Origin of the sequence: Congregibacter sp. (assembly GCF_965660375.1) — a bacterium.
GTDB lineage: Bacteria > Pseudomonadota > Gammaproteobacteria > Pseudomonadales > Halieaceae > Congregibacter.
The window spans coordinates 17425-34050 of record NZ_CBFHZO010000086.1; the positions used below are offsets into that span (position 1 = coordinate 17425).

At 58.2% G+C, this 16626-nt stretch carries 17 protein-coding genes; 6 read left to right on the forward strand and 11 right to left on the reverse strand.

Annotated features, from left to right (window positions below; translation table 11 throughout):
* Positions 1 to 47: 47 nt before the first annotated feature.
* Complete coding sequence (gene mfd, locus ACTG3T_RS07700) at positions 48 to 3506, forward strand: transcription-repair coupling factor (RefSeq protein ID WP_439101682.1); 3459 nt, start codon at positions 48 to 50, stop codon at positions 3504 to 3506.
* Entirely contained in the window at positions 3493 to 4773 is a 1281-nt protein-coding gene (locus ACTG3T_RS07705; protein WP_439101683.1) for a CsiV family protein, read from the forward strand. The genes mfd and ACTG3T_RS07705 overlap by 14 nt, the downstream gene beginning before the upstream one ends.
* Here the strand turns inward: ACTG3T_RS07705 and ACTG3T_RS07710 are convergent.
* Both ACTG3T_RS07710 and ACTG3T_RS07715 read right to left on the reverse strand, forming a co-directional pair.
* On the reverse strand, positions 4770 to 5513 hold the full coding sequence (locus ACTG3T_RS07710; RefSeq protein ID WP_439101684.1) for an S-methyl-5'-thioinosine phosphorylase: 744 nt from the start codon (positions 5511 to 5513) through the stop codon (positions 4770 to 4772). The two genes, ACTG3T_RS07705 and ACTG3T_RS07710, sit on opposite strands and share 4 nt — an antisense overlap.
* Positions 5510 to 6607 carry a mechanosensitive ion channel family protein gene (locus ACTG3T_RS07715; RefSeq protein WP_439101685.1) on the reverse strand — a complete coding sequence of 366 codons (1098 nt, stop codon included), beginning with the start codon at positions 6605 to 6607 and terminating at the stop codon, positions 5510 to 5512. Before ACTG3T_RS07715 ends, ACTG3T_RS07710 begins: the two co-directional genes overlap by 4 nt.
* A gap of 246 nt (positions 6608 to 6853) precedes the next feature.
* Here ACTG3T_RS07715 and ACTG3T_RS07720 point away from each other — a divergent pair, with 246 nt between their 5' ends.
* Both ACTG3T_RS07720 and lexA read left to right on the forward strand, forming a co-directional pair.
* Positions 6854 to 7171, forward strand: a complete 318-nt coding sequence (locus tag ACTG3T_RS07720; RefSeq protein ID WP_439101686.1) for a DUF6763 family protein — start codon at positions 6854 to 6856, stop codon at positions 7169 to 7171.
* Between the two features lie 124 nt (positions 7172 to 7295).
* On the forward strand, positions 7296 to 7898 hold the full coding sequence (lexA, locus tag ACTG3T_RS07725) for a transcriptional repressor LexA (protein WP_439101687.1): 603 nt from the start codon (positions 7296 to 7298) through the stop codon (positions 7896 to 7898).
* Positions 7899 to 7967: 69 nt separating this feature from the next.
* Here the strand turns inward: lexA and ACTG3T_RS07730 are convergent, their stop codons facing one another.
* The 4 genes from ACTG3T_RS07730 to ACTG3T_RS07745 form a co-directional block, all read right to left on the reverse strand.
* A complete protein-coding gene (locus ACTG3T_RS07730; protein WP_439101688.1) occupies positions 7968 to 8222 on the reverse strand; it encodes a hypothetical protein in 255 nt (84 codons plus the stop codon).
* A gap of 105 nt (positions 8223 to 8327) precedes the next feature.
* Positions 8328 to 8810 (reverse strand): hypothetical protein, encoded by a 483-nt coding sequence (locus ACTG3T_RS07735; protein ID WP_439101689.1) that lies wholly within the window; start codon positions 8808 to 8810, stop codon positions 8328 to 8330.
* Between the two features lie 3 nt (positions 8811 to 8813).
* The gene (gene topA / locus ACTG3T_RS07740) at positions 8814 to 11510 is read right to left on the reverse strand and encodes a type I DNA topoisomerase (RefSeq protein ID WP_439101690.1); all 2697 of its coding nucleotides are present in this window, start codon (positions 11508 to 11510) and stop codon (positions 8814 to 8816) included.
* A gap of 137 nt (positions 11511 to 11647) precedes the next feature.
* Positions 11648 to 12106 carry a hypothetical protein gene (locus tag ACTG3T_RS07745; RefSeq protein WP_439101691.1) on the reverse strand — a complete coding sequence of 153 codons (459 nt, stop codon included), beginning with the start codon at positions 12104 to 12106 and terminating at the stop codon, positions 11648 to 11650.
* Positions 12107 to 12274: 168 nt separating this feature from the next.
* Here ACTG3T_RS07745 and ACTG3T_RS07750 point away from each other — a divergent pair, with 168 nt between their 5' ends.
* On the forward strand, positions 12275 to 12706 hold the full coding sequence (locus tag ACTG3T_RS07750; protein ID WP_439101692.1) for a universal stress protein: 432 nt from the start codon (positions 12275 to 12277) through the stop codon (positions 12704 to 12706).
* A gap of 2 nt (positions 12707 to 12708) precedes the next feature.
* Here ACTG3T_RS07750 and ACTG3T_RS07755 read toward each other — a convergent pair whose 3' ends face one another.
* On the reverse strand, positions 12709 to 12975 hold the full coding sequence (locus ACTG3T_RS07755) for a glutaredoxin family protein (protein WP_439101693.1): 267 nt from the start codon (positions 12973 to 12975) through the stop codon (positions 12709 to 12711).
* Positions 12976 to 13003: 28 nt separating this feature from the next.
* Between ACTG3T_RS07755 and ACTG3T_RS07760 the strand changes: the two genes are divergently transcribed.
* Positions 13004 to 13801: a TrmH family RNA methyltransferase gene (locus ACTG3T_RS07760; protein ID WP_439101694.1), complete on the forward strand. Its 798-nt coding sequence runs from the start codon at positions 13004 to 13006 to the stop codon at positions 13799 to 13801.
* A gap of 10 nt (positions 13802 to 13811) precedes the next feature.
* Here ACTG3T_RS07760 and ACTG3T_RS07765 read toward each other — a convergent pair whose 3' ends face one another.
* The 4 genes from ACTG3T_RS07765 to ACTG3T_RS07780 all read right to left on the reverse strand — a co-directional run bounded on the left by ACTG3T_RS07765 (position 13812) and on the right by ACTG3T_RS07780 (position 16624).
* The gene (locus ACTG3T_RS07765) at positions 13812 to 14987 is read right to left on the reverse strand and encodes a vWA domain-containing protein (RefSeq protein ID WP_439101695.1); all 1176 of its coding nucleotides are present in this window, start codon (positions 14985 to 14987) and stop codon (positions 13812 to 13814) included.
* Positions 14988 to 15009: 22 nt separating this feature from the next.
* A complete protein-coding gene (locus ACTG3T_RS07770; protein ID WP_439101696.1) occupies positions 15010 to 15855 on the reverse strand; it encodes an AAA family ATPase in 846 nt (281 codons plus the stop codon).
* A 102-nt stretch (positions 15856 to 15957) separates the two neighbouring features.
* Positions 15958 to 16332, reverse strand: a complete 375-nt coding sequence (locus tag ACTG3T_RS07775; RefSeq protein ID WP_439101697.1) for a hypothetical protein — start codon at positions 16330 to 16332, stop codon at positions 15958 to 15960.
* Positions 16322 to 16624 carry a YcgL domain-containing protein gene (locus ACTG3T_RS07780; protein WP_439101698.1) on the reverse strand — a complete coding sequence of 101 codons (303 nt, stop codon included), beginning with the start codon at positions 16622 to 16624 and terminating at the stop codon, positions 16322 to 16324. The genes ACTG3T_RS07775 and ACTG3T_RS07780 overlap by 11 nt, the downstream gene beginning before the upstream one ends.
* Positions 16625 to 16626 lie beyond the last annotated feature (2 nt).

Below are 16626 nucleotides of genomic sequence, written 5' to 3' on the forward strand. Positions count from 1 at the left end.
CTCGCTCTACAATGGCCGCCCGCAAGCCGCCGAACCACTCCGACACTATGCTATTTGCACCACTGCTGGGATCCTGTCCCTGGCCGACGAAGACCGGCTCCCGCACAGCCATTGGACCGCTCTACGGCAGCACCGCATCTCTGTGTATCGCAGAGCTGGCGGCGGCGGAGCGTTTGCTCGTGGTGTTTACGGAAGATACGGCGCAAGCACAGATGCTCGCCCGGGAATTACCGTTTTTTCTGCCCGAGGACTGCGAAATCCTCCAGCTGCCCGACTGGGAAACCCTGCCCTACGATAATTTCTCACCCCACCAGGACATAGTGTCCGAGCGCCTGCGAACGCTCCACCGACTGCCGGAGACCCATCGCGGCGTGCTGCTGCTCCCCATCGCGGCGCTCATGCAGAGACTGCCTCCACGGCACTACATCGAAGGGAACAGCCTTATTCTGGAGGAAGGCCAGTCTCTGGACATCGACGCCCTCCGTACTGCTCTGTCCAAAAACGGCTATCGCGTCGTGGACACAGTGTACGAGCATGGTGAATTCGCGGTTCGCGGCTCGCTCATGGACATCTACCCCATGGGCAGCAAGCTACCTTTGCGCATCGACCTTCTGGACGATGAGATCGACAGCCTCCGCAGCTTCGATCCCGAGAGCCAGCGAACCATCGAAAAACTGCCCCGGGTGGATTTGCTCCCCGCCCGGGAGTTTCCTCTGGATAAGCCGGGGATACGTGCGTTTCAACAACGCTGGTACGCGCGCTTTGACGTAGATCACGATCAATGTCCCGTATTCACAGAGCTGAGTGAGGGTCGTGCGCCGGGAGGGGCCGAATACTACTTGCCCCTGTTCTTTGACAACTGCGAGTCATTGCTGGACTACCTGCCGGACAACGCAGCGCTGCTCACTCTCGGCGATCATTACAGCGCTGCCTCGCGTTTCTGGGAGGAGGCTTCCCGACGTTTCACGGACTACGGGGTGGATCCGCGGCGGCCCCTGCTGTCTCCCGCGGAGCTCTTCATGCCGGTGGAGGAGCTCTTTCAGGCACTCAAACAACATGCGGTACTCGAGTTGCGCCCAAGCGCCGAGGCGCCGGCGCATATCGCCGCAAACACGGAGCCGCCGCCTCAGCTACTGGACGGAGAAAACGAGACCGGCCTGTCCACCCGGCTGCAGACACTACTCAAGGATCACAGGGGCCCGGTGTTGCTTTGCGCCGAAACCGAAGGCCGGCGCGAGATTCTCCTGGAGTCTCTGGGCAAACCACCCCGGGAAGTCGCCAGCTGGCATGACTTCATAAATTCCAGCGTGGATTTTGCACTTGCCGTAGCGCCCATCGACCGGGGCATTAATCTCGGTCCGACGGCACCCATGCTGATAACGGAAACCCAGTTATTTGGAGAGCGGGTTGCCCAGCGTCGACGCCGCCGTGGCCGGGACGCCCTCGACCCCGAAGCCATCTTCCGTGATCTCAACGAGCTGCGGGAAGGCTCTCCCGTGGTTCATGCGGAGCACGGTATCGGACGCTACGTGGGCCTTACCCATCTGGATGTGGACGGTGCCGCTGCGGAGTTCCTGACACTGGAGTATGCGGACCAGTCCAAACTGTATGTTCCCGTCTCGTCTCTGCAGCTCATCAGTCGTTACGCCGGAAGTGACCCTGAGCATGCGCCCCTTCACCGCCTTGGCTCTGAGCAGTGGGAGAAAGCCCAGCGTAAAGCGCGGGAAAAGGCCAACGATGTGGCGGCTCAGCTCCTGGAGGTCTACGCTCGCCGCGAGGCCCGGGAAGGCGTGCAGTTCGCAAGTCCGGACGACGACTACGAAAAATTTGCCGCGGGCTTTCCCTTTGAGGAAACCCCCGACCAGGCAGCGGCCATCGATGCGGTAGAAGCCGACATGTGTGGCAAAGGAGTCATGGACCGGCTTGTCTGTGGCGATGTGGGCTTTGGGAAAACCGAGGTCGCCATGCGCGCCGCATTTATCGCCACGGCAAACGCTCGACAGGTCGCAGTACTGGTCCCCACCACCCTTCTCGCCCAGCAGCACTACAACTCCTTTCGGGATCGTTTTGCCAACTGGCCGGTAAAAATCGAGGTGATTTCGCGTTTTCGCGCCGCTTCTGACACCCGGGAAATCGCCAAACGCCTGGAGTCGGGAGACGTGGATATACTCATCGGCACGCACAAGCTTATCCAGAGCGATATTAAATTTGCGGATCTGGGTCTGCTGATCATTGACGAAGAGCATCGATTTGGGGTGCGCCAGAAAGACAGCATCAAGGCACTGCGCGCCGAGGTGGATATTCTCACGCTCACCGCGACGCCCATACCCCGCACGCTGAACATGGCCCTGGGGGGTATGCGTGACCTCTCTATCATCGCCACACCGCCAGCGCGTAGGCTTTCCATCAAGACTTTTGTAAGAGAGCAAGATCACGGCCTGATCAAGGAAGCGGTGTTACGGGAGTCTCTGCGCGGCGGGCAGGTGTTCTACGTGCACAACGAGGTGCGCACCATCGAGCAACGCGCCCAGGCTTTAAGGGATTTGCTACCGGATCTTTCCGTAGCCGTGGCCCACGGTCAGATGCATGAAACCCAGCTGGAGCGGGTGATGTCTGATTTTTATCACCAGCACCACCATATTCTGGTCTGTTCAACCATCATCGAAACGGGCATTGACATCCCCAATGCCAATACAATCATCATCGACCGGGCCGATAAATTCGGTCTCGCGCAGCTGCACCAGCTCCGGGGTCGTGTCGGACGCTCCCATCACCAGGCTTATGCCTACCTCCTGTGCCCACCGGCATCGGCCATGACCACAGATGCCAGCAAGCGTCTGGAGGCCATCGAGGCCGCGGGCGATCTTGGCGCGGGCTATCAGCTGGCAACCCACGACCTGGAGATTCGGGGCGCCGGAGAACTTCTCGGCGATGAGCAGAGCGGTCAAATCCAGAGCGTCGGTTTTGCCATGTATTCCCAGCTCCTTCGCCAGGCCGTTGAGGCACTGAGACGGGGCGACATTCCCGACGTCGATGCGCCGCTGCAGGCAATTACTGAGGTCAATCTGCACAGTCCGGCGCTGATTCCCGACGACTATCTTCCAGACCCCAACATGCGCCTCATACTCTACAAGCGCATCGCAGCCTGCGAGAATGATGCCGCGCTTCGGGAAATGCAGGTAGAAATGATTGATCGCTTCGGACTGTTGCCACCGCCGGTAAAGGGGCTGTTTATTGCCAGCTCCCTTCGACTGCTGGCGCAGCGATGTGGCATCAAGGCCCTGGAGCTTGGCGAGGGCGGAGGACATATCGACTTTATGGATAACACCAACGTTGATCCCCTCCAGCTCGTCACCCTGGTACAGGAACAACCCCTGCACTACCGCCTCGCGGGCCCTACGCGACTGCGTGTCGATCGACCACTACCGGATATCAAGGAGCGGGAAGTCCTTGCCCGGGATCTTTTACAACGGCTCGCCGGGGAGGCTTTGAATGAGGCAGCCTGACCTTTGCATTGCGCCTCGCGCACTGCTGGTGGTTGTTGCACTGCTAAGCATGAGTGCAACAGCCGAGGTCCCCGAAGAACTCGCCGAGAACTGGTACCGAACCGAGGTGCTGATCTTCGTGCGGGAAGACGCCGAAAGCCAGGGCGCGGAACAGTGGGATCCCCTCCCCGTGCTTGATTATCCCGAGCGCCACCGTTATTTGCTGGATTCAGCAATGGCCGATCGGCGGTTCGAAGAAAGCCTTGCCTTCGAGAGTCGCATCGATGCCCAGGGGAAGCAGACGCTTCGCGTGCCCGCACCCATTGAGGAACTCCTCGATCATAACCGGCCCGATACCATCACCGTGCCCCTGCCCGAAGGCGATGGAGACTTGAGTGGTGCACCGGATGAAGCTCTGGACGAGCTTCTCCCCGCCGACGAGGACAGCGTTGATCCCCTTGCCGACGTCGACCCCAACGGCCCCAGCCTTGACCCCGACGATCCGCTTCTTGATCCCAACGAACCCACGGTAGATCTCACGAGCCCGGTGCTCAGCCTGCCCTATGAGCTGCTGGATAGGGACAGCCTCGAGTTCCGCGCGCAGGCGCGGAGTCTCCGTCGCCGTGGGCAGCGCGTGATGTTTCATGGCAGCTGGTGGGCCATGCTGGATGAGCAGGAGGCAACGCCTGCTTTAATCATTGATCGCTCCGGGGATATGGACAGCACGGACTGGCCCGCCCTCCAGGGTAGCCTGCAGATATATCGATCCCGCTACCTGCACATCGTGCTCGATCTTTGGCTCAACACTCTGGGGGACTATCTGCCCGCGGGTTGGCAGATAGATGCGCCGCCTCTCGCCCCGGCATCACTCACCGCAAAAACACTGGGCGGCAATCCCATGGACCCCTGGGCGCCAGCGCCGGAGCCCGAAAACATGGTCGCGAGCGAAGCCCCCCTGACGTCTCCCATAGCTGGCGGCGATGTACCGCAAGCATCACCTTCGTCGGAGGAAATACAGACTGGGGAATCCTCGTCGGAAGATATTCTCGAATCACCTCCCTATCCCTGGCGCCACGCCATCGTGCATCGCCAGACGCGGCGCATGCGTTCCGGGGAGATCCACTATCTTGATCACCCGGTGATCGGCGTCATCGTAAAAATAACCCCCATGAGCGAAGACGCACTGCCACTACGGTCGCCGGAGCTACGCGACTTCCGGGAACGGCACGCGCTACCCGTAGAGGTGCTGCCACCCTCCGCTGAGGAGTCTGTGGACAAGGAGCGCTAGGACGACTGCTCGAGAAAGACGGTGAGCAAAGCTGTGAAGAGCGCTGTCTCCTTGAGCAAGGTTTCCCGTATGGCGTCCATGGCAATAGGCGTATCGCTGAGGCCTGCAGCGGCATTGACCACCATGCAGATCGCCGCATAGGGAATACCTAATTCTCTCGCCAGCGATGCTTCCGGCATCCCGGTCATTCCCAGTAAATCACAGCCATCCCGGGCAAACCGTGTGACCTCGGCGGCCGTTTCGAGTCTCGGCCCCTGAACCACACCGAGCACTGCAGCATCCACGTGGGGCACCTTTGCCGCGCCCGCCGCCCGGAGAACCTCGTCTCTCAAAGCCGAGTCGTAGGGATGGGTAAAGTCCACATGCTGGAGCGAGCCACTGCTGCCATCATCAAAACTGTGCTCCCGCCCCCAGGTGTAGTCGATAAGCTGATGAGGTATCACGAGCTTGCCTGCGGTCATGGAAGGGGTGACGGCCCCCACGGCGTTAGCCGCAAGAATCCTGTCTACACCGAGCTCATTCAGCGCCCAGAGGTTGGCCCGGTAGTTGACTCGATGCGGCGGAACCGGCTGCCCGCCGCCCCCGTGACGATGAAGAAAAAAGATTTTCTTGCCAGCCAACACCCCCTCCTCAATCGCCATGGACGGCGCGCCGTAGGGCGTAGCGATGGCGTGGGACGCCATCACCTGCAATCCGGACAGGGAACTCAGCCCCGTGCCGCCAATCAGCCCAAGGCTCATGGAGAATCCGTCCCTGCGGGATCCTGCATGTGCAATGTTCGTGTGGGGAACGCGATGTCAGCGCCCTGCGCATGCACTATTTCCAGAACGTTTATCAACACGTCCTGTTTGACGTCGTGATACTCCACCCAGTTGGTAGTGCGCGTAAAACAGTAGAGAAAACAGTCCAGAGACGAGCCGCCAAAAGATTCGAAGTTCACGATAATGGTTTGCCTTGTATCTATATCAGGATGCTTGTTGACCATGTCCCGAATGGCATCAATGACCGGCCGCAGGCTGCGGCTGTCGCCATAGCGCAAACCGAACTTCTCGTAGATGCGCCGATTCTGCATGCGCGAGGGGTTTTCAATAATGATCTGGCTGAAAACCGCATTGGGAACATAGATCGGTCGCTTATCAAAAGTGCGAATCTGTGTCACGCGCCAACCTATTTCCTCGACAGTGCCTTCCAGAGAGCGATCCGGAGAACGTACCCAGTCACCAATGGTAAAAGGCCGGTCCATGTAAATCCCGAGGCCGCCAAAAAAATTGGCGAGGAGATCCTTGGCCGCGAAGCCCACGGCGATGCCGCCTATGCCGCCGAAGGCCAGCAGGCCGGAGACGGACACGCCGAGGGTCTGCAACAACATCAATGCGGTGATCAGCCAGAGAGCCACCCGAAGTAATCGCGCCGTGGAACGCACCGTGGCCTTGTCCACCGAGGCGCCATCAGAGAACTTTGCAACGATGACCTGTTCCTCGACATTGGCAATGAGCCGGTGGAGAAACCAGGGCACCAGCAACACCAGTGATGCATGCAGTGCGGTGAGTGCAAGCGCTCTGACCGACGCCAGAGCAGGCAGCAGCGCAAAAAGCAACGTCAGGAGCAGCAACCACCAGGCGAGCTTGGCAGGGGAAATGAGCGCAAGCACAAAGGCATCATCCCACTGCTGCTCGGACTGCTCCGCAAATCGGTGCAGTCGTCGAAATAATGCGCCGATAATCCATTGACCCACCAGCGCAATGAGCAGCAGGCCACCGGCGGCCACCCATACCCAGGGCAGATTCAGACTATTGGCAACGTGTGCAAACGCAACGGCGAGCTGTGATTCCATAAAATTCCCGGCTGGCTTTTAGACTGTTTCAGAATGTAGAAATCGTCGTTAAGGCAGCGAAAGTATAACAGTGCCACTGGAAGCTCAGACGCTTTCTGCGCGTCAAACGCCAAGTGATTGAATAGTCTCGCTTCATCGATTTTTGCAACGGGAGCCCCACGCCTTCAGCCGTCCGTCCGCGATAAAAAATGCGCTGGCGCATCGGGGATTAGCTGATAGTTTTAAAGGGTATGAAGGAGGATTTTCATGAGTCATTTTGTTCCAAAGCTCGGCCGCTGGTACCAGGATTGCGAGAGTGGTCAGCTTTTTGAAATCGTGTCCCTGGATATTGAGGACGCCAATGTTCAGGTGCAGTACCTCGATGGTGAGCTCGCCGACTTCGACCTTGACGTCTGGGCCGAACTGCAATTGCGTCCGGCCGCGGCCCCTGAGGACTGGCGCACGGCCTTTGAGCTCGATGACGCCGATGCAAGAGATCCGGACGGCGCCATGCATCCCCTCCAGTGGGGAAGCCCCCTGTCTGCCATCGAGCCGGACACGATACTGGCCCTGGACGACAGCTAACCGCCTGATACGGAACCCGACATTTCACGGCGGTACAAACGCTTGAAAGGCGCCTTCAGCGCGGCTTGCCACCGCCCCAGTACTGTATATAATTACAGGCACTGTACATTTTCACAGGTGCCTTATGCTCAAGCTTACCGCCCGTCAGGAACAGGTTCTGGACGTTATCCGGCGTCATATTGGCGCTAGCGGCATGCCGCCCACTCGAGCCGACATAGCCAGGGAGCTCGGCTTCAAGTCTGCCAACGCCGCTGAGGAGCATTTAAAAGCCCTCGCCCGCAAAGGAGCCATTGAGATAGTCCCGGGCGCTTCACGGGGTATCCGCCTGCCCGAAGACGCAGGCTTGCCCATTGTGGGTAAGGTAGCCGCGGGGGAGCCTATCCTGGCCGCGGAAAACGTTGAGGATCACTGCGCCGTCGACCCCGCCATGTTTCACCCACCCGCGGACTATCTCCTGAGAGTCGAGGGTGACAGTATGATCAACGTGGGGATCCACGACGGCGACCTTCTCGCGGTGCACAGCACACCGGTTGCTGACAATGGTGCGATTGTCGTTGCCAGAATCGACGACGAAGTGACCGTCAAACGACTCAAACGCGGGCGGGACAAGCAGCATTTGCAGCTTCTGCCTGAAAACGACCACCTCTCTCCGATTGCCGTCGATCTTGCGGAAAGCAATTTCGCCATTGAAGGCTTGAGTGTGGGTATTATTCGCCGGACTCTCTAAATCGGCTTGAACTAGGTGCCGCTGACCGAGCGTCCGTCAGCTGCGCTGCCATGCCGGGTCAATCAAGAGTCAATGCAGGGTTCGGGGCGCGGTTTGCGTCGGCTCGGTCTCTACCTCAACATCCCCCTGTTCCGCCACTTGCGCGGCCGCCTGGATCCCAGCCTGAATCATGGCTTTAGCCACTTCCAGTCCCTGATCCATGATGTACATACGGGTTTCGTCGGAGAAACTGATGGTCACGAGGGGTTCGCTGTCATCATCAGCACGTTGTAGAACTATGTCGCCATCACCGAGATCCACGATCTCGAGCAAAGATGTAGGCACGCAGTAACCTCTATTTGAGAGTTGCGATTCAATGGTAGCAGCCCTCATCCCCCGCTAACAAGTCGACTGCCAGGACCTTTGGAATCAACACTAAACACTCAGCACTCAGCACTCAGACAAGGAATCATCCATGCGAGCCATTGTGGCAGCCAGTCCCTCCGCCCAGGCCACCACTACAGGATATCCCAGAGGCTCGCGATCACTGACCAGGAGACCGCCTACGGCCCCCTGAGCGCTTTGGGCAGCGGGAGCGCCTTTACCATCGTCCGCCAGCAGCTGCGCCAGCCACCCCCCCTTCTCTAGCTGAGCAAATTCCGCGATCTCAGGGCTGAGCGCCTTACCCGGGTCTGGCGCAGGAAGATCTACGGTGCTTTGCGGCCGTGTTGCCTTCGCAGAGTCTTCAATCCCCGCCAGAGACAGCAGGAACCAGCCATAAGCTTCGATTAGCAGCTCACGGCTTGCGGGCAGAAAGGCGTCAATCAGCGCAACATCGCTGTGTCGCTGTTCGCTGCGCATGCGGTCCCAGGCCTCCAGGAGAATGCGCGCGCGGTACAGCGCCCGGTTAGCTTCGCCACGGGTACGCGCCACTGTTTAGGCGCCCTTACCGCCCTTGGCAGTGGATTTGGCTTTGGCTTTGGCTTTGGCTTTGGGCTTCCGCTTCGGCGCTTCCTGAATTTGCCAACGACCACCATCGTGAAAGGCTTTCCAGCCCGTAGCTTTGCCGTCTTCCTCAGTCATTACATACTGTTCTTTGGTTTTTCGGCTGTAGCGGATCTGCGCAGGATTCCCGCTGTCATCCTCCGTGGGCGCGTCAAAGAGAAACGTATATTTCGGGTCAATCTCGTCTTTATGGGGCAGCAGCTCTTTTACCAGGGGCGCCCGAGTCTCCCGGTGTTTTGGGAACTGGCTGGCGGCAAGGAACAACCCCGCCGCGCCATCACGCAACACGTAGTGATCTTCCACCTTCTCGCAGATGAGCTCGGGCATCTGCACCGGATCCATTTTTGGCGGTGCGGGCTCGCCACTGCGCAGGAGCTTTCGCGTGTTTTTGCACTCGCTGTTGGTGCAGCCAAAGTATTTACCGAAGCGTCCGGTCTTAAGCTGCATTTCGTTGCCGCACTTGTCGCATTCCAGCGTCGGCCCGTCATAGCCCTTGATCTTGTATTTACCCAGCTCCACCTCAAAGCCGGAACAATCGGGGTTATTGCCGCAGACATGCAGCTTGCGCTCTTCGTCAATGAGATAGCTGTCCATGGCCGCATTGCAGAGTTGGCAGCGGTGCTTACTGCGCAGCAGGCGAGACTCGGCCTCATCATCGGCATCCGCGTCGATGACTTCGTCGCCGGGAATAAGATTGACCGTTTCTTTACAGCGCTCCTTCGGCGGCAGCGCGTAGCCTGAGCAGCCCAGGAAAACACCTGTGCTGGCAGTGCGGACCTGCATGGGACGACCGCAGGCTTTGCAGGGAATATCCGTCATAGTGGGCGCGTTGGCCTGCATCCCATCGGGCTCGGGAAGCTCCGCGGTCTCTACCCGCTCCTTGAACTCGGCATAAAAATCATCGAGGAGCTGACGCCAGTCCAGCTTGCCGTCAGCCACGGAGTCGAGATGCTCCTCCATACCCGCGGTGAAGCCATAATCCAGCAGATCGCTGAAGCTGCTCTCCAACCGGTCGGTGACAATCTCACCCATTTTTTCGGCATAAAAACGCCGGTTTTCCAGACGCACGTAGCCGCGATCCTGGATGGTAGAGATAATGGAGGCATAGGTCGATGGTCGTCCGATACCGCGTTTTTCCAACTCGCTCACCAGCTTGGCCTCGCCGTACCGTGGCGGCGGCGCCGTGAAGTGCTGCACCGGATCAAGCTTCAGAAGGGAAAGCTCATCGCCCTTGGAGAGATCAGGTAGCACCGTATCCTCTGCTTTGCGACCCTGGGGCGGCTGTACCCGGGTATAACCATCGAAGCGCACAATGCGACCGCGGGTGGTCAGATGGAAATCACCAGCGCTCACGGTAATCGTGGTGGATGTGTATTCGGCCGCGGGCATTTGACCGGCCACAAACTGCCGCCAGATCAGCTCATAGAGGCGTTCCGCATCCCGCTCCATGTTCTGGAGATGGCCCTGCAACACATTTACGTCCGAAGGACGGATCGCTTCGTGAGCTTCCTGGGCATTGTCACTGGAGGAATAACGGGCGGCCTGCTCTGGCAGGTACTCCTTGGGAAAATTAGCCTTGATGTGGTCTCGACAGGCCTGCACCGCATCCGCGCTCAGATTCGTGGAATCCGTTCGCATGTAGGTAATGTAGCCCGCCTCGTAGAGACGCTGCGCCAGCATCATGGTTTTCTTGACGCTGAAGCTCAGGCGCGTACTCGCCGCCTGCTGCAGCGTGGAGGTAATAAAGGGTGCCGGCGGCTTTGACCGTGTCGGCTTGTCTTCCCGGTCACTGACGACGTACTGAGCATCGGCCAGCGCGTCTCGCGCCGCCATGGCATCCTTTTCGTTGTTGGGGCGAAACTTCTCCCCGCGCATGCGCCGGACTTCAAAGCGCGCCTTTTCGGCAGCTTTAGTCTCAAGGTCCGCATGGATCTCCCAGTACTCCTCGGGAACGAAAGCGCGAATTTCCCGCTCCCGCTCTACAATCAGACGCACCGCTACCGACTGCACGCGACCCGCGGACAGTCCCCGGGCGACCTTTGCCCACAGCAATGGAGACACCATGTAGCCCACAACGCGGTCCAGGAACCGTCGCGCCTGCTGAGCGTTGACCCGCGCCTGATCAATGCGTGATGGCTCAGAGAATGCATCCTGTATGGCTTTTTTCGTGATTTCGTTGAAGACCACACGCTGATAGCGATCATCATCGCCTCCGATCGCCTCGCGCAGGTGCCAGGCAATGGCCTCCCCTTCACGATCAAGGTCCGTCGCCAGGTAGACGGTGTCGGATGTTTCCGCCAGCTTGCGAAGCTCAGAAACCACCTTTTCTTTGCCCGGGAGAATTTCGTAGTTCGCTTCCCAACCCTGGTCGGGATCGATGCCCATGCGACGAACCAGTTGCTCCCGCGCCCGGGTTTTCTTTTGGATCGCCTTTTGTTCCGGGGACATCTTGCGCGTCTGCGCCGCCTTGGCCGCGCGCTCCTTCGCGTCGGTGGTCTTGGCCGAACCCGCCGTAGGCAGATCACGGATGTGACCGACGCTGGACTTCACCACAAAGTCATTGCCAAGGTACTTGTTGATAGTTTTGGCCTTGGCTGGTGATTCGACGATGACGAGGGATTTACCCATAGGGGTTGCAGGCCTGTGCTAAAAAATACAAATTAACCGCTAGCCGGGACATCCAAAAACAAAAAAAGGCGTCGCAGAAACGGGCGAAGGGGCGCATATATATAGCTCCACTGCGGTGCGGTCAAGGGAACGGCCCCTCACGGCAGCAAGAGATTACCCTTCCATTGCTCCAGCAGGTCCGCAATTTCGCGCACGGTGTTCTCGTCGCCACGCTCCTGCCAGAAGATGCCACAGCTCTCCTCGGACATTCCTATGGCGAGCACGGATTCGGGGAGCTTTTCGCTAAGATCCGGCGGTTTGTCTCGCCCCGTAGGACTGCGCCAGATCGCATTATCCCTGAACCAGGCCTGTCGTTTTCGCGGCTTTTTTCGCGATGCCGGGAGCCGTAGTCCGTAGTACAACACCTGGCGCTCACTGGCCGGCAGACGCGCGCTCCGCTCAGGTCCCAGGGGTAAATCCCTGAACTCCACAAACAATCCCGCCAGGGCGGCAGCCTCCCGAAGGCGGGCCTGATGTTTCTGGCGCTTGGTGGGCATGAAGTGCCACAGCGGCGCCATTGCAAACAGCACGATCAGCGCAATAATGGCGTAGGCCACATAAATCTCCCGCGTTTCATTGATTCAATCGATGTTTTCGACATAAATCACTATGTTATAAATGTACGAGCGTGGGGCAGCATGCTAGCAGCAGTGGCTGCAAGCCTCCTACCCGGCGCTGTTTACGATAAGGCAGCACAATCACAACAGCAGACCTGGAGAGAGCCAATGTCCAACTACAGCAAGATTCTCATGGCCGTGGATCTTAGTGAGGATTCTGACACCGTAGCAGAGCGCGCGCTCGCTATAACACGAAACAACGACGCCGAACTTCACATCATCCACGTCATTGAACCCCTGAGCTTTGCCTACGGTGGGGATATACCCATGGACTTTTCGGGTATTCAGGACGAGATCTATCAGCAGGCGGAGCAGCAGCTGGAAAAATTTGCGACCAAACACGGCGTAGACAAAGAGCGTCGTCATGTCGTGCTGGGACGTCCGGAGGTAGAGATACATACGCTGGCCGAAGAAATGAGTGCCGGCCTGATCGTAGTGGGGAGCCATGGCCGCTATGGACTGGCGCTACTGATGGGCTCCACCGCCAACGGCGTTTTACACGGTGCCACCTGCGACGTACTCGCCGTCCGCGTAGGGTAGCTTCAGGGCACGATCCCCGCATCACGCAGATACCCGTCCAGCGCTGGCTTGTCAAAGGGCCAGCGTAGTTCATCGGTGCCGCCCTCCGCCTGCAACACCGGTATCAACCAACCGTATTGTTCAAACAGCGCATCGTCATCGGCAATATCGACTACCGTCCATCGCAACGGAGAGTATTGAGCCTGAGCGGCATACAACAACGCCTCTGCGTCTTCACAAAGGTGGCAGCCCTCAGTGCTGTAGAGAATCAGGGTCACTTCGTCCATCATTCCGCCTCTATTATCAGGCGAGCTTAGCATGAGCCAAAATCGCAAACCGGATCGACAGGAGCGCCGCCGCTTCCTCACTATTTATGGGCGTAAAGCCGTTTTGGAGGCATTGCAGGACCAACACATGGACTGCCGGATACTGCATATGGCACACAGCAATCGCGGCGGCGGTGTCATCAGGGATATTCAGCGGGCGGCGCAGGCGAGAGGTCTGGACTGCCGGGATCATAGCCGGGAAGAGCTTGCACGCATCTCTCGCAATGGCCGACAGGATCAGGGCGTTGCCCTGGATGTGTACTGCCCTGCCATGCGTGAACTGCATGACTATATCAACGGCATACTCACCAGCGGCATGGCCGATACGCCGCAGCGTCTTCTTGCTCTCGATGGCGTGACCAACCCTCAGAACATGGGCATGGTGATCCGCAGCGCGGCCGCCGCGGGCATTGAGGGTCTTCTTTACGCGGACCGCGGCAACCCGGCCCTAGGGCCTCTGGTAATCAAGGCCAGTGCCGGCACGGTGTTTCGTGCCCCGCTGCTGCGCTGTGAATCAATTTTGCAGGGTGCCCGGCAACTGAGTGACGCCGGCTTTGACCTGTACCGTCTCCAGGCTGACGGCAGGCGCAGTCTTTTTGACAATGAGGGTTTTGCGCGGCAGGCACTCTTTGTGCTCGGTGGCGAATCAGATGGCATCTCCAGGGAGCTCAGCGCCCTCCCCGGAGAAAATCTGGGCATACCCATGAGTAACGGAGTCGAATCTCTCAATGTCGCTGTGAGCGGCGCTCTGGTGGCTTACATCGCTGCCAACGGCGCACAGCCCCTTTGAAGCAGCGGGATCAGCGAGACAGGTAGGTCATGGCGTCCTCGAGCCCTTTCAGCGTCAGGGGATGCATACGCCCATCCATGAGCTGATGGGTAATGGAAATCGACTGGGTGAACTCCCACTCCTCCTGGGGCACAGGATTGATCCACACAACCTTTTCGTAGGTCTCCAGCATACGCTTAAACCAAACCTCACCACTTTCCTCGTTCCAGTGCTCCACGGACCCGCCCGGCTGCATAATTTCATAGGGGGACATGGATGCGTCACCGATGATGATCACTTTGTAGTCATGGGCATACTTGTGGAGGATATCCAGCATATTGGTACGCTCCGCATGGCGACGTACGTTATTTTTCCAGACACTTTCGTAGAAGAAGTTGTGAAAGTAAAAGCTTTCCATGTGCTTGAACTCGGTGCGCGTCGCCGAAAACAACTCCTCGCAAACCCGCACATGAGGATCCATGGATCCGCCTACATCAAAGAACAACAGTACTTTTACCGCGTTGTGACGTTCGGGCACCATCTTGATGTCCAGAAGTCCCGCGTTCCGTGCCGTGGAGCGGATGGTGTCATCAAGATCGAGCTCATCTGCCGCCCCGTTGCGGGCAAATTTGCGCAGGCGACGAAGCGCCATTTTGATATTGCGCGTACCAAGCTCTACGCTGTCGTCCAGATTCTTGAAGTCCCGGCGATCCCAGACCTTCACCGCTTTTCCGTTGCCGCCGTTGGGACCTACGCGAATACCTTCCGGGTGATAGCCTTCCTGCCCAAAGGGTGAGGTTCCCCCGGTACCCACCCATTTGTTGCCCCCTTCGTGACGCTTCTTTTGTTCTTCCAGACGCTTTTTGAACTCTTCGATGAGCTTTTCCAGCCCGCCTAGCGATTCTATTTTTTCTTTTTCTTCCTCTGAGAGCTGCTTCATAAATTCACTGCGCAGCCAGTCATCGGGAATCATCGCCTCGATCACATCATCCAGGTCCTGAAGCTCTTCAAAGTGCGCGCCGAAGGCCTTGTCAAAACGATCAAAGTATTTTTCGTCCTTCACCAAACAGGTGCGACTGAAAAAGTAGAACTCGTCGGCGCTACCAAAAGCCACGTGCTTGCTGAGCCCTTCGTAGAGGTCCAGCAGCTCGCGGGTGGTGACCGGAATTCCTACGTCGCGCAGGGAGCTGAAAAAATTAAGTAGCACGCCTAAACCTCCGGATCAGACGCTATCGCGTCTCTCGTCGGTGCATGAACGCAAGCCGCTCAAGGAGATGCACGTCCTGCTCGTTCTTCAGCAACGCACCGTAGAGCGGAGGAATCGCCTTGGATTGATCCCGCTCGCGAAGAATTTCATCAGGGATGTCATCGGCCATGAGCAGTTTGAGCCAGTCGATAAGCTCAGAGGTAGACGGCTTTTTCTTGAGACCCGGTACGGAGCGCAGATCAAAAAACACCTCGAGCGCTTCCTGCACCAGGGTCTGGGTGATACCCGGATAGTGCACGTCCACAATGCGCTCCATGGTGCTTTTGTCGGGAAAATTGATGAAGTGAAAGAAACATCGACGGAGAAAGGCATCGGGCAGCTCCTTCTCGTTGTTGCTGGTAATGATAATGATGGGACGCCGTGTCGCCTTGATGGTCTCTCCGGTCTCATAGACGAAGAATTCCATGCGATCGAGTTCTACCAACAGATCATTGGGAAACTCGATATCGGCCTTGTCCACCTCATCGATAAGCAGCACGACCTGCTCCTCGGCGGTAAACGCTTCCCAGAGCTTACCTTTCTTAATGTAATTTCTGACGTCGTGGACCTTGTCGTCACCCAGCTGGGAGTCCCGCAGACGGGAGACAGCGTCGTACTCGTAGAGGCCCTGCTGGGCTTTGGTCGTGGATTTGATGTGCCACTGGATCAGGGGCACTCCCAGACCACTGGCGACCTCCTCAGCCAGCATGGTCTTACCCGTGCCAGGCTCCCCCTTGATCAGGAGGGGACGCTGAAGAGCGACGGCCGCATTAACTGCCATGCTGAGATCTTCTGTCGCTACGTAACGTTCGGTACCTTCAAACTTCATCGACGGGCTCCACTTTAAAATTACGGGGATCTGCGCCTTGGGCGGCACTGATCAAAAATAAAAGGCGTGCAAGGGTACCCAACACTGCCAAGGACGGGCAAGTTAGGCGCTGCCGGGAGGGTCCCCCGGATCCCGGGAAGATCCACGGCTGCGAAACAGTGCAACCAGTGCGAGAATAAGGCCCAGTCCAAAGCTAAGGCCCGTAAACAGTAACAGTGGCCGGAGCGCGTGTTCCGCAGCCTCCTTGCCAAGACTGAGCCATTGGAATGCCAAAACAATCAGCGCCGGAGCAAAGGTGTCCGCTTCGGGCTGAATCAGCGCCGGGGTCAGCAAAAACGCCAGCACTGGAAGAGAAACTACTAGCTTCACCGCGAGCGAGCGGCTGCGGAGCAACCAGACATTCATGAGCACAACGGCAATAACTGCGGACAGGGTGTAGAGAATCAGTGCGGTGATATAGGCGCTTTCAGTGAGCATCGACATCCCCCTTTGTCACAGCGGCCTTTCGCCGCTGATCCAGGGCTGCCTCCTGCTTCCCCGGTGGCATCTGCACGTAATAACCTTCGGAATCCAGCGCCGCCAGGACCGCCTGAGTATCTGCCAGCGCCAGCTTGCGCGAGGGCTCCAGAGCGAAGACCAGGGCAGATTCTGGGCTCCCAAATACCGATAACAGGTTTTCCGGAACGCGTTCCAGTCCCTCCTCGCGTTTGACGAACAAGTACATCCCTTCCTTGCGAGGACTTCGAAACACTTCGCACAGAATCTTCATCT